This window comes from Enterobacter sp. FUJ80071, assembly GCF_038739915.1.
In the GTDB taxonomy this organism is placed as follows: Bacteria; Pseudomonadota; Gammaproteobacteria; order Enterobacterales; family Enterobacteriaceae; genus Enterobacter; species Enterobacter kobei.
The window spans coordinates 90,051-109,894 of record NZ_JBBXKH010000001.1 but is presented as its reverse complement, the minus strand read 5'-3'; the positions used below and the strand labels follow the sequence as shown (position 1 = coordinate 109,894).

21 protein-coding genes are annotated in these 19,844 nt (G+C 54.8%); 15 read left to right on the top strand and 6 right to left on the bottom strand.

Annotation, left to right across the window (positions count from 1 at the left end):
- Positions 1 to 47: 47 nt before the first annotated feature.
- The 5 genes from rfaD to AAER43_RS00520 are packed head-to-tail and all read left to right on the top strand — an operon-like array spanning position 48 to position 5,227.
- Positions 48 to 980: an ADP-glyceromanno-heptose 6-epimerase gene (rfaD, locus tag AAER43_RS00540; RefSeq protein WP_014881999.1), complete on the top strand. Its 933-nt coding sequence runs from the start codon at positions 48 to 50 to the stop codon at positions 978 to 980.
- A gap of 2 nt (positions 981 to 982) precedes the next feature.
- Entirely contained in the window at positions 983 to 2,029 is a 1,047-nt protein-coding gene (rfaF, locus tag AAER43_RS00535) for an ADP-heptose--LPS heptosyltransferase RfaF (protein ID WP_014881998.1), read from the top strand.
- Positions 2,030 to 2,032: 3 nt separating this feature from the next.
- Entirely contained in the window at positions 2,033 to 3,019 is a 987-nt protein-coding gene (gene rfaC, locus AAER43_RS00530; protein ID WP_050863123.1) for a lipopolysaccharide heptosyltransferase RfaC, read from the top strand.
- The gene (gene rfaQ / locus AAER43_RS00525) at positions 3,012 to 4,121 is read left to right on the top strand and encodes a putative lipopolysaccharide heptosyltransferase III (RefSeq protein WP_047343726.1); all 1,110 of its coding nucleotides are present in this window, start codon (positions 3,012 to 3,014) and stop codon (positions 4,119 to 4,121) included. Before rfaC ends, rfaQ begins: the two co-directional genes overlap by 8 nt.
- Entirely contained in the window at positions 4,118 to 5,227 is a 1,110-nt protein-coding gene (locus AAER43_RS00520) for a glycosyltransferase family 4 protein (protein ID WP_047343725.1), read from the top strand. Before rfaQ ends, AAER43_RS00520 begins: the two co-directional genes overlap by 4 nt.
- Here the strand turns inward: AAER43_RS00520 and AAER43_RS00515 are convergent.
- Positions 5,209 to 6,309 (bottom strand): glycosyltransferase family 4 protein, encoded by a 1,101-nt coding sequence (locus AAER43_RS00515; protein ID WP_047343724.1) that lies wholly within the window; start codon positions 6,307 to 6,309, stop codon positions 5,209 to 5,211. The genes AAER43_RS00520 and AAER43_RS00515 overlap by 19 nt on opposite strands.
- 230 nt (positions 6,310 to 6,539) lie before the next feature.
- On the opposite strand from AAER43_RS00515, the gene AAER43_RS00510 reads away from it, so the two are divergent.
- The 7 genes from AAER43_RS00510 to coaD all read left to right on the top strand — a co-directional run bounded on the left by AAER43_RS00510 (position 6,540) and on the right by coaD (position 14,355).
- On the top strand, positions 6,540 to 7,910 hold the full coding sequence (locus tag AAER43_RS00510) for an O-antigen ligase family protein (RefSeq protein ID WP_047343723.1): 1,371 nt from the start codon (positions 6,540 to 6,542) through the stop codon (positions 7,908 to 7,910).
- A 145-nt stretch (positions 7,911 to 8,055) separates the two neighbouring features.
- Positions 8,056 to 9,039 carry a glycosyltransferase gene (locus AAER43_RS00505; protein ID WP_047343722.1) on the top strand — a complete coding sequence of 328 codons (984 nt, stop codon included), beginning with the start codon at positions 8,056 to 8,058 and terminating at the stop codon, positions 9,037 to 9,039.
- 8 nt (positions 9,040 to 9,047) lie between these two features.
- Positions 9,048 to 10,019 carry a hypothetical protein gene (locus AAER43_RS00500; protein WP_050863121.1) on the top strand — a complete coding sequence of 324 codons (972 nt, stop codon included), beginning with the start codon at positions 9,048 to 9,050 and terminating at the stop codon, positions 10,017 to 10,019.
- A gap of 18 nt (positions 10,020 to 10,037) precedes the next feature.
- Positions 10,038 to 11,672: a sulfatase-like hydrolase/transferase gene (locus AAER43_RS00495; protein WP_050863120.1), complete on the top strand. Its 1,635-nt coding sequence runs from the start codon at positions 10,038 to 10,040 to the stop codon at positions 11,670 to 11,672.
- 155 nt (positions 11,673 to 11,827) lie between these two features.
- Positions 11,828 to 13,102: a lipid IV(A) 3-deoxy-D-manno-octulosonic acid transferase gene (gene waaA, locus AAER43_RS00490; protein ID WP_014881988.1), complete on the top strand. Its 1,275-nt coding sequence runs from the start codon at positions 11,828 to 11,830 to the stop codon at positions 13,100 to 13,102.
- Complete coding sequence (locus tag AAER43_RS00485; protein WP_014881987.1) at positions 13,102 to 13,872, top strand: glycosyltransferase family 2 protein; 771 nt, start codon at positions 13,102 to 13,104, stop codon at positions 13,870 to 13,872. Before waaA ends, AAER43_RS00485 begins: the two co-directional genes overlap by 1 nt.
- Before the next feature lie 3 nt (positions 13,873 to 13,875).
- Positions 13,876 to 14,355, top strand: coding sequence for a pantetheine-phosphate adenylyltransferase (coaD, locus tag AAER43_RS00480; RefSeq protein WP_014881986.1), 480 nt, complete (start codon positions 13,876 to 13,878; stop codon positions 14,353 to 14,355).
- 2 nt (positions 14,356 to 14,357) lie between these two features.
- Here coaD and mutM read toward each other — a convergent pair whose 3' ends face one another.
- From mutM to radC, 4 genes are all read right to left on the bottom strand, one after another.
- Positions 14,358 to 15,167: a bifunctional DNA-formamidopyrimidine glycosylase/DNA-(apurinic or apyrimidinic site) lyase gene (gene mutM, locus AAER43_RS00475; protein WP_057057602.1), complete on the bottom strand. Its 810-nt coding sequence runs from the start codon at positions 15,165 to 15,167 to the stop codon at positions 14,358 to 14,360.
- 72 nt (positions 15,168 to 15,239) lie between these two features.
- A complete protein-coding gene (gene rpmG / locus AAER43_RS00470; protein WP_003024094.1) occupies positions 15,240 to 15,407 on the bottom strand; it encodes a 50S ribosomal protein L33 in 168 nt (55 codons plus the stop codon).
- Positions 15,408 to 15,429: 22 nt separating this feature from the next.
- A complete protein-coding gene (rpmB, locus tag AAER43_RS00465; protein ID WP_002436699.1) occupies positions 15,430 to 15,666 on the bottom strand; it encodes a 50S ribosomal protein L28 in 237 nt (78 codons plus the stop codon).
- Positions 15,667 to 15,884: 218 nt separating this feature from the next.
- The gene (gene radC, locus AAER43_RS00460; protein ID WP_014881984.1) at positions 15,885 to 16,553 is read right to left on the bottom strand and encodes a DNA repair protein RadC; all 669 of its coding nucleotides are present in this window, start codon (positions 16,551 to 16,553) and stop codon (positions 15,885 to 15,887) included.
- A 171-nt stretch (positions 16,554 to 16,724) separates the two neighbouring features.
- On the opposite strand from radC, the gene coaBC reads away from it, so the two are divergent.
- The 3 genes from coaBC to slmA all read left to right on the top strand — a co-directional run bounded on the left by coaBC (position 16,725) and on the right by slmA (position 19,089).
- Positions 16,725 to 17,936, top strand: coding sequence for a bifunctional phosphopantothenoylcysteine decarboxylase/phosphopantothenate--cysteine ligase CoaBC (gene coaBC / locus AAER43_RS00455; RefSeq protein ID WP_088126285.1), 1,212 nt, complete (start codon positions 16,725 to 16,727; stop codon positions 17,934 to 17,936).
- Complete coding sequence (gene dut, locus AAER43_RS00450) at positions 17,914 to 18,372, top strand: dUTP diphosphatase (RefSeq protein ID WP_015570042.1); 459 nt, start codon at positions 17,914 to 17,916, stop codon at positions 18,370 to 18,372. Before coaBC ends, dut begins: the two co-directional genes overlap by 23 nt.
- A 120-nt stretch (positions 18,373 to 18,492) precedes the next feature.
- Positions 18,493 to 19,089: a nucleoid occlusion factor SlmA gene (gene slmA, locus AAER43_RS00445; RefSeq protein WP_014881982.1), complete on the top strand. Its 597-nt coding sequence runs from the start codon at positions 18,493 to 18,495 to the stop codon at positions 19,087 to 19,089.
- Between the two features lie 84 nt (positions 19,090 to 19,173).
- Here slmA and pyrE read toward each other — a convergent pair whose 3' ends face one another.
- The gene (pyrE, locus tag AAER43_RS00440) at positions 19,174 to 19,815 is read right to left on the bottom strand and encodes an orotate phosphoribosyltransferase (protein ID WP_023331719.1); all 642 of its coding nucleotides are present in this window, start codon (positions 19,813 to 19,815) and stop codon (positions 19,174 to 19,176) included.
- Positions 19,816 to 19,844 lie beyond the last annotated feature (29 nt).

The following is a 19,844-nucleotide window of genomic DNA, read 5'->3' as shown; positions in this document are numbered from 1 at the left end:
TAGCGTTCGGGATTGTCCCCGGACTCCACACTTCAAAGGTTACCGTTATGATCATCGTTACCGGCGGCGCAGGCTTTATCGGCAGCAATATTGTTAAGGCTCTCAATGACAAAGGCATCACCGACATCCTGGTGGTGGACAACCTGAAAGATGGCACCAAGTTCGTTAACCTGGTGGATCTGAACATCGCTGACTACATGGATAAAGAAGACTTCCTTATCCAGATTATGGCAGGTGAAGAGTTTGGCGAGATTGAAGCCATTTTCCACGAAGGTGCGTGCTCATCCACCACCGAGTGGGACGGCAAGTACATGATGGACAACAACTATCAGTACTCCAAAGAGATCCTCCACTACTGCCTGGAGCGTGAAATTCCGTTCCTGTACGCCTCTTCTGCTGCCACCTACGGCGGGCGTACCTCAGACTTCATCGAATCCCGCGAATACGAGCAACCGCTGAACGTCTACGGCTACTCCAAATTCCTGTTCGACGAATACGTGCGTCAGATTCTGCCAGAAGCGAACTCCCAGATTGTCGGCTTCCGTTACTTCAACGTCTACGGGCCGCGCGAAGGGCACAAAGGCAGCATGGCGAGCGTGGCATTCCACCTGAATACCCAGCTGAATAATGGCGAAAGCCCGAAACTGTTCGAAGGCAGCGACGGCTTTAAGCGCGACTTCGTCTACGTGGGCGATGTGGCTGCAGTCAACCTGTGGTTCTGGGAAAACGGTGTGTCCGGCATCTTCAACCTGGGGACTGGCCGCGCGGAATCCTTCCAGGCAGTGGCAGACGCGACGCTGGCGTACCACAAAAAAGGCAGCATTGAGTACATTCCGTTCCCGGATAAGCTGAAAGGCCGCTACCAGGCGTTCACCCAGGCAGACCTGACTAACCTGCGTAAAGCTGGCTACGACAAGCCGTTCAAGACCGTTGCCGAAGGCGTAACGGAATATATGGCCTGGCTGAACCGCGACGCGTAAGTATGAGAATTCTGGTGATCGGCCCGTCATGGGTGGGCGACATGATGATGTCGCAAAGTCTCTATCGCACGCTCAAGGCGCGCTATCCCCAGGCGATAATCGACGTGATGGCACCCGCGTGGTGCCGTCCGCTGTTATCGCGTATGCCGGAAGTGAACGAGGCGATCCCGATGCCACTCGGCCACGGTGCGCTGGAAATCGGCGAACGCCGCAAGCTCGGCCATAGCCTGCGCGAGAAGCGCTACGATCGCGCGTATGTCCTGCCGAACTCTTTCAAATCTGCCTTAGTGCCCTTCTTTGCGGGTATTCCGCACCGTACCGGCTGGCGCGGTGAAATGCGCTACGGCCTGCTGAACGACGCGCGGGTGCTGGACAAAGAGGCCTGGCCGCTAATGGTGGAGCGCTACGTGGCGCTGGCCTACGACAAAGGCGTGATGCGCAGTGCGAAAGATCTGCCGCAGCCGCTGCTCTGGCCGCAGCTTCAGGTTAATGACGGCGAGAAATCCCAGACCTGCAACGCGTTTGGTCTTTCGTCTGAACGCCCGATGATTGGCTTCTGTCCTGGTGCGGAGTTCGGTCCGGCAAAACGCTGGCCGCACTATCACTATGCGGAGCTGGCAAAACAGCTGATCGACGAAGGCTATCAGATTGTGCTGTTTGGCTCGGCAAAAGACCACGAAGCAGGCAATGAAATTCTCGCCACGCTCAGCACAGAGCAGCAGGCCTGGTGCCGAAACCTGGCCGGGGAAACGCAGCTCGAACAAGCTGTTATTCTGATCGCCGCCTGTAAAGCCGTGGTGACCAATGATTCCGGCCTGATGCACGTCGCTGCCGCGCTGGACCGCCCGCTGGTCGCGCTGTATGGTCCAAGCAGCCCGGACTTCACGCCGCCACTGTCGCACAAAGCGCGCGTCATTCGCCTGATTACCGGCTACCACAAGGTGCGCAAAGGCGATGCCGCAGAAGGCTATCACCAGAGCCTGATCGACATCACGCCGCAGCGTGTTCTCGAAGAACTCAACGAACTGCTGTTGAGCGAAGAAGGGTAACGGATGCGGGTATTGATCGTTAAAACCTCCTCTATGGGTGATGTTCTGCATACGCTGCCTGCGCTGACGGACGCGATGCAGGCCATTCCGGGCATCCGTTTTGACTGGGTGGTGGAAGAAGGCTTCGCGCAGATCCCTACCTGGCATGAAGCAGTAGACCGCGTGATCCCGGTGGCCATTCGCCGCTGGCGCAAAGCATGGTTCTCCACACCGATTAAAGCCGAGCGCACCGCCTTCCGCGAAGCGGTTCAGGCGCAGCGTTACGACGCGATCATCGACGCGCAGGGGCTGGTGAAAAGCGCCGCGCTGGTGACGCGTCTGGCACACGGCGTAAAGCATGGCATGGACTGGCACTCCGCCCGCGAGCCGCTGGCGAGCCTGTTCTATAACCGTCGCCACCGTATTGCAAAACAACAGCACGCGGTGGAGCGTACCCGTGAACTGTTTGCAAAGAGTCTTGGCTATGTAAAACCCAAAACGCAGGGTGATTACGCTATTTCTCAGCATTTTTTGCACAGTTCGCAACAAACAGATGCGCTTTATCTGGTTTTCCTTCATGCCACAACGCGCGATGATAAACACTGGCCAGAAACACATTGGCGCGAACTGATAAGCCTGCTGGGGAGTGCGGGGCTACGTATCAAACTCCCGTGGGGAGCGCCGCATGAAGAAGCGCGTGCCAAACGTCTGGCGGCAGGGTTTGATTATGTAGACATTCTGCCGCGCATGAAACTTGATGGTGTGGCTCAGGAGCTGGCCGGCGCTGCGGCAGTGGTCTCCGTGGATACGGGCCTCAGCCATCTGACGGCAGCGCTGGATCGACCTAATATTACGCTTTATGGCCCAACGGACCCGGGCCTTATCGGCGGCTATGGAAAAAATCAATATATCTGCCGCCCGAAAGACTCATCGCAGCTAAGCGACCTCAGCGCCGCTGCGGTATTTGCGCAATTAGAGCCTTTGCTGGCAGCAGAGAGAGCCTATGTCTGATTTTTTCTCAGCGGAGCGTCCACCAAAGCGCGTGCTGATCGTTAAGTTGCGTCACCACGGTGACGTTCTGCTTACTTCGCCAGTGTTTACCGTATTGAAAAAGAACTGGCCGAATGTAGAAGTCGACGCACTGGTCTATGACGACACGCAGGCGATGCTGACCAGCCACCCGCATATCGACCAGGTCCATACGATTGGTCGTAACTGGCGTAAAAAGGGGTGGTTTGAACAATTCCGCCTCTACCGCTCGCTGCTCAATACCCTGAAAGGCCGTCAGTATGACGTGCTGATTAATCTGACCGAACACTGGCACGGCGCGCGTCTGGCGCGTCGCCTGAAACCGCGCGTTTCCGTTGGCTTTAAGCCGGATAAACGCGGGGGTCTGGCACGTCGTCGCTGGGTGAAATCGTTCACCACGCTCTACCCGGCTATTCAGGACAACAGCCGCCATATGGTGGAGGTCAATCTGGATGCCCTGCGCCGAATCGGTATTCATCCGCAGTCCGACGAAGACAAACATACTCTTTTTGTGCCTGGTGAAGCGGCAGAAGTCTCTGTTGCCGAAAAGCTGGCCGGATTTGGGCTCACGAGTAAATCGTACATTCTGGTTCACCCGACCTCGCGCTGGATGTTTAAAGCCTGGGATATCAAAAAGCTGGCAGCGACGATTGATAACCTGGCCGCGCGCGGCCTGCCGATTATCCTCTCCGCTGCACCGTCAAAAGAAGAGAAGACCTACATGGATGAGCTGCGCGCAGCCCTCACCCAACCGGTCTTTGATTTAAGCGGTCAGTTGAACCTGAAAGAGCTGGGCGCGCTCATGAAGCACGCGCGGATATACTTCGGAGTGGACTCCATGCCGATGCACCTTGCAAGCGCCGTCGGTACGCCGACCGTCGCCATTTTTGGCCCTACCGGCGCCATCAAATGGGCACCATGGGGGGTCAACTACCGTGTGATTGTGGCTGGGTTTACCTGCCAGCCGTGCGGTAAAGCGGGCTGCGGAGACAGCGGTGTCTCAGACTGCATCACTGCTATCACACCACAGCAGGTGCTGGGCGCCATCGACACGATGCTACTGGCAACGGAAACACCTGCATGAAGCTGGCAATTGTTCGACAGACCTACAACCCCAACGGTGGCGCAGAGCGTTTTGTCTCACGTGCGCTTAACGTACTGGCGCAGAATACCTCGCTTGATGTCACGCTGATTGCCCGCCAGTGGGAAGATGCCGCAGGCTGGAAAACATTGACGGTCAATCCGCCGTTTCGCAATCGCATCGCTCGTGAATCCGGTTTTGCCGCGGAAGCCGCCGCGCACTTTGCACAGTTTGATATTGTGCAAAGCCACGAACGCATACCAGGAGCGACTATCTTTCGGGCAGGCGACGGGGTTCACGCCACCTGGCTTGAGCAATATGGTCGCATTCTGTCGCCATTGGCGCGCTGGGCGCAATCTCTGAGCCGCTATCACCGCTACATCCTGCGATCTGAAACGCAGATGTTTACCCATCCGCAGCTACGCAAGGTGATCTGTAATTCGAAGATGGTGCGCGACGATATAGCCCGCCGCTTCGGGCTGTCGGATGACAAGCTGACGGTGATCTATAACGGCGTCGACACAGACCAGTTCAGCCCTGAGGTACGCTCCCTTTCGAAGCGTGTAGCACTGGGCATTCCCCATACTGCGCCGGTGCTGGCGTATGTTGGGTCAGGTTTCAGCCGTAAAGGTGTTGCCACCGCGCTGCGCGCCATTGTGGCGCATCCTGACGTCTGGCTGCTGATTGCCGGGCGCGATAAACATGCGCGGAAGTTCGAGAAACTGGCGCAAACGCTGGGGGTCGCCGCACGCGTGGCGTTCCTGGGCCCCGTTGCCAACGTGCGTGAAGTGTATGGCACGGCTGATGCACTTATCCTACCGACGCTCTACGATCCCTTCCCGAACGTCTGCGTGGAAGCACTGGCATGCGGTTTGCCGCTGCTCACCAGCCACGGCTGTGGCGCAGCCGAGTGGATAACCGAGGGTCAAAACGGTTGGGTGCGTGATGCGCTGGACAGCGAAGGTTACAAGCAGGCCATCTCTCTTTGGTTGAAAGGCCGTGAACAGGGTGTCGATTACTCCGCGGCTGCACGTGCAACTGCGGAGCCTTTCACCCTGGGCAGAATGGCGCGAGAGTTACAAACGCTTTATCACGATTTGCTGCGCTGAACGGCATCGGAGAAGACTTTCTCCATCGCGTCCAGCATGCATTCGCGGGTAAAGTGATTGCTTAGGTAGTCATAACCCTGTTGCGCGAGTGTTTCGCGAAGCGCTGAGTCGTTATAGAGTTTCATTATGGCATCGTGCAGGGCGTTTTCGTCGCGCTGCGCAATTAACAACCCCGTCTGCCCGTTAATCACCGCATCTCCCGTTCCACCAGCATCCGTTGCAATGGTTGCAACGCGGGTGGCTAACGATTGCAACACGCCCTGCGGGACACCTTCCATATCGTGTGAAGGGCTCAGCGCAATATCGAATGCCGGGAACCAACGTTCCGGATCGGTTTGATGTCCCGCCACCACCACCCGCTGCTGTAATCCCAGCGCGGTAATTTCCTGCTCCAGCGTCGCTTTGTGTGGGCCTTCGCCAACAATCGCCAGCTTGATCTGTGGATTGTCGATTTTCGCCAGAGCACGCAGCAGTACGCTGTGACCTTTGTTTGGACGCAAATGCGACACCACGCCCAGCCAGAAATCTGACTCAGATAAGCCACAATGTGCGCGGGCTTCGTGCTTATCCCCCGGATGAAAGCGCTGCGTATCGACACCGCTTGGCACCGACGTACTCTGGGACATCGGCACGCCAATATTTGCCACCTGATGACGTAACGCTTCCCCCGTGGTCACGATATGCGCGCAGGCCGTGCGGAATAGCCAGCGGGTCGTCCAGTTATTGCGTGGTACACCTGACGCATGACGAGTGCGGACCAGCGGTACGGGGTGAGAGAGCGTCAGATTAGCCAACGCCACCAGCCAGGTATCGGCGGAGTTATGGCTGTTAACGACGTCAATCGACTGGCGGTTATCCTTCAGCCAGCGACGCAGAAGGAGCACGTTTTTAAGGTTCTTACGCTTCAACGACATGGTGATCACCTTCAATCCAGCATTGCGCGCCAGCGCGTGTAGAGGCGCTGTTTCCGGACAAAGGAGAGTCACCTGATGGCCACGCTGAATCATCCCTAGCGATTCGTTGATAATGCGCAGAGGCTGTCCGCCTTTGCCGCCGTCTGCTTCAGTGTGAACAATATGCATACATTTCCTGTCATTGAGCTGGAATCGCTGTCCAATCTGCCGATTATATACATTGGTATTAGGGTAATGCACAGACGGATTAATCTTGCTTACAAACATTGTCCTTCTGTAGTTATGGCTTCTGTGGTAATTTTCTCAGGCTTTTATTCCATTCGAAATCAGTGGAATTTGCGCATGGCATTGTTAACTAACCGGTATTAACGCCGAGATCCTTTACCAGTACCAAAATTATGACAAATACGCGTAACATCCTGACAGGTCTTTTAGTACTGTCTGTACTGGCTTTATGTTTTATCTGGCCAATTCCAAACGATCAGCTTCCTTTTCATCGTAATGGTCTGATTTATCCCAATATTGTGGTGGCGCTCGGTCTTTTCTTTAGCTCTTCAATGGCGAGAAAAGCGCTGGACTTAAACAAAATTAAGTTCGTGCTTATTGTGCTTTGGACCTTAACCTTTTTTATCCTGATTAACGGCTTTTTTGTCGCACCGGATATTAAAGAGATGGTTTCGACCTGGGACGGTCAGTGGTTACGTCCGGTATTGCTTTTCTGTGCTGGCCTGGTGTTATTACCCGTAATTCAGGATCGCTTCCCCTCGTTATCGGCAGCCCGATTCTTTACACTCGTGGTGCTTTTTTTCTGGGGCGTTGTCTGTATCCACTTACTTGATACCGCCTGGCTTTACTGGCGAGACGGCGTGATCCACTGGGGTGAAACGCGAATTGTTTATAACCGCACGCGCATGAGCTTCCAGGTCAATATGATCACCGGTTTCCTGCTCGCCGAACTGCTTGCGCGCGGCCTGCTTCATCAACGCTTTTTACGCCTGAAAACACCGTTCCTTGCCTTTATGCTGCTGTGTAACCTGACCTGTACGGCGTTAGTTGACACCCGCTGGGGAACTATCGGCCTGGTCGGCAGCCTTTTCTCCTCCTTCATTCTGCTCAGCCTGCACAGCATGCGTCGCAGCCGGGTCGTGCTCACAGGTGCGATTCTTGTGGGCATCATTATCGTTTCCGCGCTCCTGGGCTATGCTTCCTGGAAAACCGATCCACGCTGGCAAAATCTGGAAAGTGATGCGATAACAGGATGGAACGCTCCTTTCACCAGTTTTTGCTATAACAAAACCAACGGAACGGTACCGACTAACGATCTTGGTCGTCCGATGAACCACTCCAACGGATGCCGCGCCAGCTTTTTCCACCAGGGCTGGAAACTGGTAGGTGAGCATCCTGCAGGAATGGGGCCACGCAAAGAGGCATTCCGTTATGTATTGCGTCGCGACACTCAGGACAATCGCATCAACATCCCGCACAGCCACTATGGCCTGATTGAGTTTGGTATTCAGAACGGTATCGCGGGTATTGCGGGTTGGCTTATTTTACTTGCAGGTTGCTGGTACATCGGCTGGCGAGAGTTCCGTCATGGCAATGCAATGGTAGGGATGTTCTTGCTGCTGTTTACAGTTGGTTTCTTCTCCCGAACCATGGTTGACCACAATCTGAAAGATCATTACCTGGAGCAATATATGCTGCTAACCGGGCTACTCGTGGGCATGTGCGCGTTACGCCCTGCTAAACAGACAGAAACGACCTCCTGATCGCGTATACATTGCGCCGGGAGTAAAAAGTATCGGCGCAATGGTACCCATCAGAACTCTTTTGCCTGCCGACTGTCGAAAAGCCATTGCACGTTACTGCATCGTTCGTTGGCCGCATCTCACCGCGTTAAATTACGGAGTAAGCATGTCTGGAACGCCTCAATTAAGCCTCATTGTCGCCGTCTATAATGGCGAAAATTTCCTGAGCGCTTTTTTTGACAGCATAAAGAATCAGAATCTGCAAAATCTGGAACTGGTTATTGTTAATGACGGCTCTTCAGACGGTTCCGCAGATATCATCGCCCGCTACGCCAGCGAATTCAGTAGCTTTACGGTCATCAATCAGGCTAATGGTGGCGTCTCTGCCGCCCGTAATTCCGGCCTCGCTGTAGCAACGGGTGATTACGTTGCGTTTCCGGATATTGATGATGTGATCTACCCGGGTATGTACCCGCGTTTGCTGGAAATTGCGCTTGCCGGGCAACTGGACGTCGCGACCTGCAACGGCACCTATATCTATGATGATGGACGTCCGTCGAAAAAGATTTTTCCTTCAGATAAACTCGCTTCAACCGATGTACTGGATGGCCCGACCTGGCTGCAGATGGCGCTCGAATCACGTAAGTTCCTGCATGTGACCTGGCTGAATATCTATCGACACGCTTTTATCAAAGAGCAGGGCTTCAGCTTTGAACACGGCCTTCGTCATCAGGATATCCCCTGGACGACGGAAGTGCTGCTCACCGCCAGACGCGTGCAGTATGTGGATGAGGTCTATTACGACTACCTGATCCACTCCGCTTCCGTTTCCCATACCCCAGGCACAGACGATACGCGCATGCGTTCCGCACGCCACTATATGAAGATTCTGGAAATGCTGGACGCTATCAACAAACGCTATCCGGAACAGGTGAAACGCGTACCAGCCTGCCACTGGCAAATCGCCAAAGAGGGTTTGGGGATCCTGCACAGCATTAACAACATTGACGATATGGCCAAAAAACGTGAGATCACCCGTGAGCTTTTCGATCGCGGTATCTGGAACATGATTTGGCAAAATGCACGCGGCTTTCGCCAACGGTGGCGCCTGGGGCGCCGCTACTTCCGTCTTAAAAAAATTCTTGGCTAACGAAAATTATGAGCAAACTTAAATTACACGCGGTTTCCCGCGCGGATTTTATCGCTAAAAACTACGCAGATTTCCAGACCCTCCTGGATAAACGTGTCAATCCGGACGACATTCCGGAGCGATTTTATTGTGGAGGTCGCGGTGGCTGGACGTTCCAGACCACGCTGGCGTTGAACCATTATTATGGTGACGCTATCGAATGTTCGTTTGGCTCTGAATGCAGGCCAGATGCCATTAACCTGATGCATAACGACGATTTTGGTTCTCGTGTTAAACCCTGGCGTGGTTTCACCGTGGTCGCACGTGCGGATCGTCCTCCCGTCATTGGGGCCGATGTTGTCGTAGACCAGAACCCGGAAGTGGACAACCATAGCAACCGTATCTTCGTCCCCTATTGGCCACAGCCGGGCGTAAAGCCTCGCGCACGCGCCGACGAAACCATCAAAACCGTTGCGTTCTTCGGCCGCGTGGACAGTTTTCCGAACGAATATCGCGAAGGGGCCTTTAAGCAACGTCTTGCTGAACAAGGTATCGAACTCCGCATTTCATTCGATAACTGGACAAACTACCAGGATGTGGACGTGTGCATCAGCTTCCGTAAATCGCACGATCACAAACTGGCCCGCAAACCTGCCAGTAAACTCATTAACAACTGGCTGGGGAGGACCGTGATGGTTTGCGACGATGAGCCGTCTTACCGTGCGATCCGCGAAAGCGAGCTGGACTACCTGATCGCTAAAAACCCTGATGAAGCATTTGATGCCATTATGCGTCTGAAAAACTCTCCTGAACTGTATCGTCAGATGCGTGAACAGGGTGAAAAACGTCTACAGGTCTATTCCCGCGAAGCGGTCGCTGCCCGCTGGTACGCCCTGTTTGAGGATATTTGGCGTAAAGGATTGCACAATCGCCCTACGGTGGTTCGCGCATTGCGCTTTGGTTTTGGTAAAGCCATTCGTCCGCTGACTAAAAAGTTCTGATCGGAATAGAGTTCTCTCATGTTTAAAACAACTTCACAATCTTCGTTCACCCCACGCAGTAATCTGTTGCGTACCCTGGGGCTGACGTTGGCATTCATGCTGCTGTTCTCGCTCTCAGAAATCATCATCCTACTGAAAGATCATGTCTACCAGCCGAAATCCAGTGATCTCTCGCTGTATCTGATTATTTCCCTGCTGGCCGCCGCCAGTGCGCGCTTCTTCCTGACTCGCCTGCTGCTGGCTGTCACGTTTATCGTGCAGATATCAGAAGCGGTGTACTACCAGTTCTATGGCCAGTTCTATGGCCCGAGCGAAGTGTGGCTGGCGTTCGTGGAAACGAAAGACATTGCCAGCGGTATCACTGATAGCTTAGGTTCATTGGGCATCTACTTCGCCATTATGATTGTGTCAGTCGTGTTTGGGCTGGTCTTTGCGCGTCGTCTGGCTCCGCTTTGGCATAAATGGATTGCCCTTCCTTGCCTCCTTGCCATCGTCGTGATGTTTGTCGGTCAGTTCTATAAAGCGGTCGACGGGCAGATGTACAAATTCAATCCGGACCTCCGACACTCCCTGCTGCGTAACGGCCTGTCCGCAATGAGCTTCAGTGCAATCCGCCTGATTCCGGAAGCTATTTCTGGCGAAAACCAGAATTTGGCCCATTACGATCCCTACCAGGTCAAACCTATAGCAGGAACGCACGCAGGTAAATATTCTATTATTCTGGCGATTGGTGAGAGCCTTAACCCACACCACGTTAGCGCCCTGGGCTACGAGCGAGATACCACGCCAGAGCTGAAAGCACTATTAAAGCAATATCAAGGGACGGGTCGTCTGATTGTCTCAAATGCGGTGTCCACACGTGTGGCCATTCCGATGCTGGTGAATAATCTGCGTGAACCGGATAACTACGGCGCCTACAAATCCAAATCCACCAATATCTTCGCCAATGCGAAAAAACAGGGTTATCAGACCGCCTTTATCTCAGCTCAAGGGCTGGAAGGGCTGAGCAACTGGATTGGTATCCATGATATTGATCTGTGGGAAGATACCCAGATCCGCCCGGCACCGGATGTCGGCGCGGACGTTGTTCTGACGCCATCCGTTGAGAAAGCAACGCTGGACTGGAACAAACCGTTCCTGATGGTGCTCAACAGCCGTGCTCCACATATCCCGTACGAGCGTAATATCCCGCAGGGCTTCGCGAAGTTCTCTACGCCGCGTCTGAGTGATGATGTGGCGCAGAAGAAAAATGAGTATGACGATGCGGTCCGCCTGTATGACAAGGAACTCGCGTCCGCGATTCGCACCGCGCTGGCAAAATCCAAACTGCCGGTGCTGGTGTTTATCACCTCCGATCACGGGGAACGCGTGGGCGATAACGGTCTGTTTGGCCACTCGGTTGTAGAAATGCCAATTGCTCAGGTACCGTTCCTCTACTTCAGCAACGATCCAGCTTACGCCATGAAGGAGATCAGTCCGCAGATGCCGCTCAACCATTATCAGGTGGCAACGCTCATCAACAAGATGCTGGGCTACGACGTCAGTAATCCAAATCAAAAAGATGACAGCTTCTTTATCACTGGCGGTGACATTCGCGGGCTTTCGGAGCGCGTAACCTACCATCTGAACGCCCTCCCCGAAGCGGAGCGCTAAACGGTGAGACAAGAAACGGGCAAGAAATTGCCCGTTTTTTTTAAGGCGAATGAACGTAACGCAGGCAAATGGATGCCTAAAAACACCAAAGAGATAGCTTTAGACGGCCCAAATGCTTAGAATTTGCCCGCCGAAACTAAAAAACGGATAATCGCTTGGAATTGTTGTATACCGCCCTGCTCTACATCATTCAGCCACTGGTGTGGCTGAGACTGTTGCTTCGTAGCCGTAAAGCGCCTGCGTATCGTAAACGCTGGGCTGAGCGCTATGGCTTTTGCCGCAATAAAGTCGCCCCGGACGGTATTCTGCTGCATTCCGTTTCTGTTGGTGAAACGCTGGCAGCGATCCCGCTGGTTCGCGCCCTGCGTCACCGCTACCCATCGCTGCCCATCACCGTCACGACGATGACGCCAACCGGCTCAGAGCGCGCGTTATCCGCCTTTGGCAAAGACGTTCATCACGTCTACCTCCCTTACGATCTGCCCTGCGCCATGAATCGTTTCCTGAATACCGTTCGCCCGAAACTGGTGATCGTGATGGAAACTGAACTGTGGCCGAACATGATTTCCGCCCTGCATGCCCGTAAAATTCCACTGGTGATTGCCAACGCGCGCCTGTCAGAGCGCTCAGCGAAAGGCTACGGCAAGCTGGGTAAATTTATGCGCCGTCTCCTGAGCAAAATCACCCTGATTGCCGCGCAAAACGAAGAAGATGCCGCACGCTTTATCGCGCTGGGCCTGAAACGCAACCAGCTTGCGGTAACGGGCAGCCTGAAATTTGATATTTCTGTTACCCCTGAACTCGCCGCCCGCGCGATCACGCTGCGTCGCCAGTGGGCCCCGCGTCGTCAGGTCTGGATTGCAACCAGTACCCATGATGGCGAAGAAGAGATCATCCTGCAGGCGCACCGCAAGCTGCTGGAAAAATTCCCTGATTTACTGCTGATCCTCGTTCCCCGCCATCCGGAGCGTTTTAAAGATGCCCGTGAAATGGTACAGAAAGGCGGCTTCAGCTTCACCTTGCGCAGCAGCGGTGAGATCCCTTCCGGCAGCACCCAGGTGGTGATTGGCGATACCATGGGCGAGCTGATGTTGCTGTACGGCATTGCCGACCTCGCCTTTGTCGGTGGCAGCCTGGTGGAACGCGGCGGCCATAACCCGCTCGAGCCAGCTGCGCACGCCATTCCGGTGCTGATGGGTCCGCACACGTTTAACTTCAAAGATATCTGCGCCAAATTGCAGCAGGCCGATGGTTTAATTACCGTGACCGACGCGGACTCCGTCGTCAAAGAGGTGTCGACCCTTCTGACGGACGAAGATTATCGTCTGTGGTACGGTCGCCATGCCGTCGAAGTGCTGCATCAGAACCAGGGCGCACTCACCCGTCTTCTGCAGCTTCTGCAACCTTATCTGCCTCAGCGGAGCCACTAATGTCAACGCGTCTGTCGGTCGTGATGATCGCCAAAAACGCCGCCGACCTGCTTCCGGACTGCCTGGCTTCGATCGCCTGGGCTGACGAAATCGTCGTGCTTGACTCCGGCAGCACGGACAACACGGTGGACGTTGCCCGCGCAGCGGGTGCAAAGGTCTTTATCAATACGGACTGGCAAGGCTATGGCATCCAGCGCCAGCGCGCGCAAAAGTATGCTACCGGTGATTACGTGTTGATGATCGACACCGACGAGCGTGTCACCCCGGAACTCCAGCAAGCCATTCAGACCGTGCTTGCCGCGCCGCAGCCCGAAGCGGTCTACAGCATTGCCCGTCGTAACTATTTCCTGGGCCGTTTTATGCGCCACAGCGGCTGGTATCCTGACCGCGTAATGCGCCTCTATGAGCGCGAGCGCTATCAGTACAACGACAACCTGGTCCACGAGTCACTGGTCTGCGACAGCGCCCGGCAGATCCCCCTGACGGGCGATTTGCTACACCTGACCTGCCGCGATTTCGCCAGCTTCCAGCGTAAACAGCTCAGCTATGCCACCGCGTGGGCGCAGGAACGCCACCAGCGCGGCAAGAAGGCCACGCTGACCGGCATCTTCACCCACACGCTGGGCGCGTTTCTGAAAACGTTGCTGCTGCGTGGCGGGGTGCTGGACGGTAAGCAGGGCTGGTTACTGGCGGTGGTGAATGCCCAGTATACTTTCAACAAATACACCGAGCTGTGGGCGCTCTGCCGCGGCTACTCAGAGAAAACGTGAGCCATGAGCACAAAAGCGATTTATCCGGGTACCTTCGATCCGATCACCAACGGTCATCTTGATATCATCACCCGTGCGGCGTGCATGTTCGACACGGTGATTCTGGCGATTGCCGCCAGTCCCAGCAAGAAACCCATGTTTGACCTCGACGAGCGTGTTGCGCTTGCCCGCGATGCGATTGCACACCTGCCGAATGTAGAGGTAGTGGGCTTCAGCGACCTGATGGCAAACTTCGCCCGTGCCCAGCAGGCAAACATCCTGATTCGCGGGTTACGCGCGGTGGCAGACTTCGAGTATGAGATGCAGCTGGCGCACATGAACCGCCACCTGATGCCGGAACTGGAAAGCGTATTCCTGATGCCGTCCAAAGAGTGGTCGTTTATCTCGTCCACGCTGGTAAAAGAGGTGGCTCGCCATCATGGGGACGTTACCCACTTCCTGCCGGTAAACGTCCACCAGGCGTTGCTAGAAAAGCTAAAGTAGCGCTATTTCTGACACTGACGGCAGTAGAACGTGGCGCGCTGTGCGTGCTTCGTGGCAATAACTGGCGTTCCGCAGACTCTGCATGGCTCACCTTTACGGCCATACACCTGCAGCTCCTGAGCAAAATAGCCCGGCTTGCCGTCGCTTTGCAGGAAATCCTTCAGCGTGGTTCCGCCCTGCTCAATCGAGCGCAGCAATACCGCTTTAATCACTCTGACCAGCAGCTCGCACTCCTGAGCCGACAGTGAAGAGGCCAGCCGATCGGGATGGATCCCGGCGGCAAACAGCGATTCGCTGGCATAGATATTCCCCACGCCGACCACCAGCTTGTTATCCATCAGCCAGGGCTTAATCGGGCTCTTCTTCTTCGCGCACTTCGCTTTCAGGTATTCCGCATTAAACGCGTCTGAGAGCGGCTCCGGGCCCAGATGCGCCAGCACGTTGTGCCCTTCCAGCTCTTTAGTCCACAGCCACGCGCCAAAGCGCCGTGGGTCGGTGTAACGCAGCACTTTGCCGTTGCTCATCACCAGATCGACGTGGTCGTGCTTTTCCGCGGACAGTTCTTCAGTAAGGATGCGCAGGCTCCCGGACATCCCCAGATGGATGATAATCCAGCCGTCAGGCAGCTCCAGCAGCAGGTATTTCGCGCGGCGCTGCACGCTAAGCACGGGTTTATCGCTTAACGCGTGGATCTCATCGGACACCGGCCAGCGCAGACGTCCATTGCGAACGACAGCATGAAGAATCGTCGCGCCGACCAGATGGGGCTCAATGCCGCGGCGGCTGGTCTCTACCTCAGGTAATTCAGGCATGGTTCCTCCGTTGAGATGCAGAATGCAAAAAACCCCGCAGTTGCGGGGTTTTTCAATACAAGGAGGCTAAAATTATTTGATTTTAGCTTCTTTGTACAGTACGTGCTGGCGTACAACTGGATCGAATTTTTTCAGTTCCAGTTTTTCCGGCTTAGTACGTTTGTTCTTCGTGGTGGTGTAGAAGTGACCTGTACCAGCAGAAGAAACCAGCTTGATTTTCTCGCGAATACCTTTAGCCATGATTTATTTCCTCTTTAAGTACTTAGTACTTTTCGCCACGGGCACGCAGTTCAGACAGAACTGTATCGATGCCTTTCTTATCAATTACACGCATACCTTTAGCAGATACACGCAGGGTGACAAAACGCTTCTCGCTCTCAACCCAGAAACGGTGAGAGTGCAGGTTCGGCAGGAAACGGCGTTTAGTCGCGTTCAGTGCGTGGGAACGGTTGTTACCGGTCACCGGACGCTTGCCAGTAACTTGGCAGACTCGGGACATGTCTATTCTCCAAAAATCAAATTAGCTCGAGCTTCGTATGGGGTATCGGCGCCTCGTCAGGCTTTACAGCCCGGTCATCGCATAGTTCTAAGTGAACTCTCGATTGCCAGGCCCAAATGCCAAACCCGAGATTCTCAAAGGTGGCGTAGTATACGCTGACTCGGCGGTGTGCTCAAGTCCCGAACAGACAAAGATCCCGATGGATCGCCAGAAATAGCCTAAATCCAGCCATGTTCGGCAAAAGAAAGGTACTCTCCGCGGCCAATTATCAGATGATCCAGCACACGAATGTCCATGAATTGACAGCATTTGATAATGCGCTCGGTCATTTCTTTGTCAGCTCTGCTCGGTTCTGCACAGCCAGAGGGGTGATTATGCGCGAGGATCACGCCCGCTGCATTCACTTTTATCGCTTCGCGCACAATTTCACGCGGATGTACCTCTACATGGTTCAGAGTACCCGAAAAAAGATGGCTGTGTTTCAGCACCCTGTTCCTGTTATCGAGAAAGATCACCATAAAGATCTCGCGTTCAACATCGGTTAACTGACTTTGCAGGAATTCACGCGTCATCGCTGGCGTCAGGATCGGTGCCTCCTTCTCCAGGCGGACATTGTTAAAACGGCGGGCCAGCTCGGCAATCGCCCTCAGCTGAGCATATTTCGCCACGCCGATCCCGCCAATATGCTTAAACTGTGCCAGGTCGGCGGTCAGCAAGCCATACAGTGAACCGAAATGAGCGATCAGCTCTTTTGCCAGCGTAAAGACCGTTTTCCCCGGGGTCCCGGTACGCAAAAAGAGCGCCAGCAGCTCATCGTCTGTTAATGGGGTGACGCCGTTGCGCAGCAACTTTTCGCGCGGCAGCAGCAGTTCATCCTCTTCTTCCATGCTCTTTCTCCCTTTTTACCCACATGCTGCCACAGGCCAGTCAGGCACTCGACGGCCTCGTATCGTTCTTGCGTAGCGCCTCGCAAAGTGAGCTAAGGACAAAATCACCGCGCTCAGGGGATTGTGATAAAATGCCCGCTCTCTGGTGAAACCCAACAGGAAAGAATCATGATGAGCCTGGCCGGTAAAAAAATCGTTCTTGGCGTAAGCGGCGGTATTGCTGCCTATAAAGCGCCGGAGCTGGTGCGTCGTCTGCGCGAGCGCGGGGCGGATGTGCGGGTCGCGATAACCGAAGGCGGCAAAGCCTTTATCACTCCCCTGAGCCTGCAGGCCGTGTCAGGGTATCCGGTATCTGACAGCCTGCTCGACCCGGCCGCCGAAGCCGCAATGGGCCACATTGAGCTTGGGAAGTGGGCAGATCTTGTGATTCTTGCCCCTGCCACGGCTGATTTGATCGCCCGAGTGGCGGCCGGTATGGCGAACGATTTGGTTTCAACCATATGCCTCGCTACACCTGCCCCGGTCGCCGTTGTGCCTGCGATGAACCAGCAGATGTACCGTAACGCGGCCACCCAGCATAATCTGGAGATGCTGGCGTCACGTGGCCTGTTTATCTGGGGTCCGGACAGCGGCAGCCAGGCCTGCGGCGATGTGGGCCCGGGCCGCATGCTTGACCCACTGACGATTGTCGACATGGCCGCCGCCCATTTCTCGCCTGTCAACGATCTGCAACATCTCAACATCATGATTACCGCGGGCCCTACGCGCGAGCCGCTGGACCCGGTGCGTTACATCACTAACCACAGTTCCGGCAAAATGGGTTTTGCCATTGCCGCCGCCGCCGCAAAACGCGGCGCCAACGTCACGCTGGTAAGCGGTCCGGTCTCGTTGCCTACGCCGCCTTTTGTGCAGCGCATTAACGTCACCACCGCCCTGGAGATGGAAGCCGCCGTGCAGGCTCATGCGCAACGCCAGCAGATTTTCATCGGTTGTGCGGCCGTGGCAGACTACCGCGCTGAGACCATCTCTGATGCGAAAATCAAAAAGCAAGGCGATGAATTAACGCTAAAAATGGTGAAAAACCCGGACATTGTTGCCGGCGTCGCCGCACTAAAAAACCATCGTCCTTACGTTGTTGGGTTTGCCGCAGAAACGAATAATGTGGAAGAATATGCCCGGCAAAAACGTACGCGCAAAAACCTCGATTTAATCTGCGCGAACGATGTATCGCTGGCCACGCAAGGATTTAACAGCGACAGCAACGCACTGCACCTTTTCTGGCAGGATGGAGATAAAATCTTACCGCTTGAGCGCAAGGAACTCCTGGGCCAACAATTACTGGACGAGATCGTTACCCGTTATGATGAAAAAAATCGACGTTAAGATTCTGGACCCGCGTGTTGGCGAGCAATTCCCGCTGCCAACCTATGCCACCTCCGGCTCTGCCGGACTTGACCTGCGCGCCTGTCTCGATGACGCCGTAGAACTGGCTCCGGGTGCCACCACCCTGATCCCGACGGGCCTGGCCATTCACATTGCTGACCCGTCTCTGGCGGCAGTCATCCTGCCACGCTCTGGCCTTGGCCATAAGCATGGCGTTGTGCTGGGCAACCTGGTTGGCCTGATCGACTCCGACTATCAGGGTCAACTGATGGTTTCCGTCTGGAACCGTGGTCAGGACAGCTTCACCATTGAACCGGGCGAGCGTATCGCGCAGATGGTCTTTGTGCCAGTGGTTCAGGCAGAATTTAACCTGGTGGCAGATTTTGACGCCACCGACCGTGGCGAAGGCGGCTTCGGCCATTCCGGGCGCAAATAAACGCCCAACAAACACGTATCTCACAGCGCCATAATGCAATAACAAACCGCAAACGTCCGTTTGCGGTCGCTGTGTGGATGCCAGCCTGGCAAGTGCTTATTTTCAGGGGTATTTTGTAACATGGCAGAAAAACAAACCGCGAAAAGGAATCGTCGCGAAGAAATACTTCAATCTCTGGCTCTGATGCTTGAATCCAGCGATGGCAGTCAACGCATCACCACCGCTAAACTGGCCGCCTCTGTAGGCGTGTCTGAGGCGGCGCTATACCGTCATTTCCCCAGTAAAACCAGGATGTTCGACAGTCTGATTGAGTTTATTGAAGACAGCCTGATCACACGCATCAACCTGATTCTGAAAGACGAAAAAGACACCACCGCGCGTCTGCGTCTGATTGTGCTGTTAATTCTGGGCTTTGGTGAACGTAACCCGGGCTTGACCCGTATCCTCACTGGCCACGCGCTGATGTTTGAGCAGGACAGGCTACAGGGCCGCATTAATCAGCTTTTCGAACGTATTGAAGCGCAGCTGCGCCAGGTACTACGCGAGAAGAAAATGCGTGAAGGCGAAGGATACACGATGGATGAGACATTGCTGGCAAGCCAGATCTTAGCGTTTTGTGAAGGTATGCTCTCACGCTTTGTCCGTAGCGAATTTAAATACCGTCCAACGGACGATTTTGACGCCCGCTGGCCGCTCGTCGCCGCTCAGTTGCAATAACTCCGGTGCCGGATGACGGCTTCGCCTTATCCGGCCTGCGGGTGATGTAGGCCCGGTAAGCGGTAGCGCCACCGGGCAATTCAGCTACACGCCAAACTCTTCGCGATATGCACGCACCGCAGCCAGATGGTCCGCCATCTCAGGCTTCTCTTCCAGATACGCAATCAGCTCTTTCAGGGTAATGATAGAGGTCACTTTGCAGCCGTAATCACGCTCAACTTCCTGGATAGCAGAGATATCGCCGCGACCACGCTCCTGACGATCCAGAGAAATCAGTACGCCAGCCAGCGTCGCGCCGTGAGCCTGGATAATCTCCATCGATTCACGAATCGCAGTGCCTGCGGTGATCACATCGTCCACCAGCATCACGCGGCCCTGCAGTGCACTGCCGACCAGGTTACCGCCTTCACCGTGGGTTTTAGCCTCTTTACGGTTAAAGCAGTACGGCACGTCGCGATCGTGATGTTCCGCCAGCGCTACTGCGGTGGTGGTCGCAATCGGAATGCCTTTGTAGGCCGGGCCAAAAAGCAGGTCAAAATCAATTCCGGAATCCATCAGCGCTTCGGCATAGAAACGACCCAACAGCGCCAGATCGCGCCCGGTATTAAACAGCCCGGCGTTAAAGAAATAAGGGCTCTTACGACCGGATTTCAGCGTAAACTCGCCAAACTTAAGGACCTGTTTATTAATCGCAAACTCAATAAACTGGCGCTGATACGATTTCATGGATTCGCTCCTTTGGTTTCAGTCTTGCA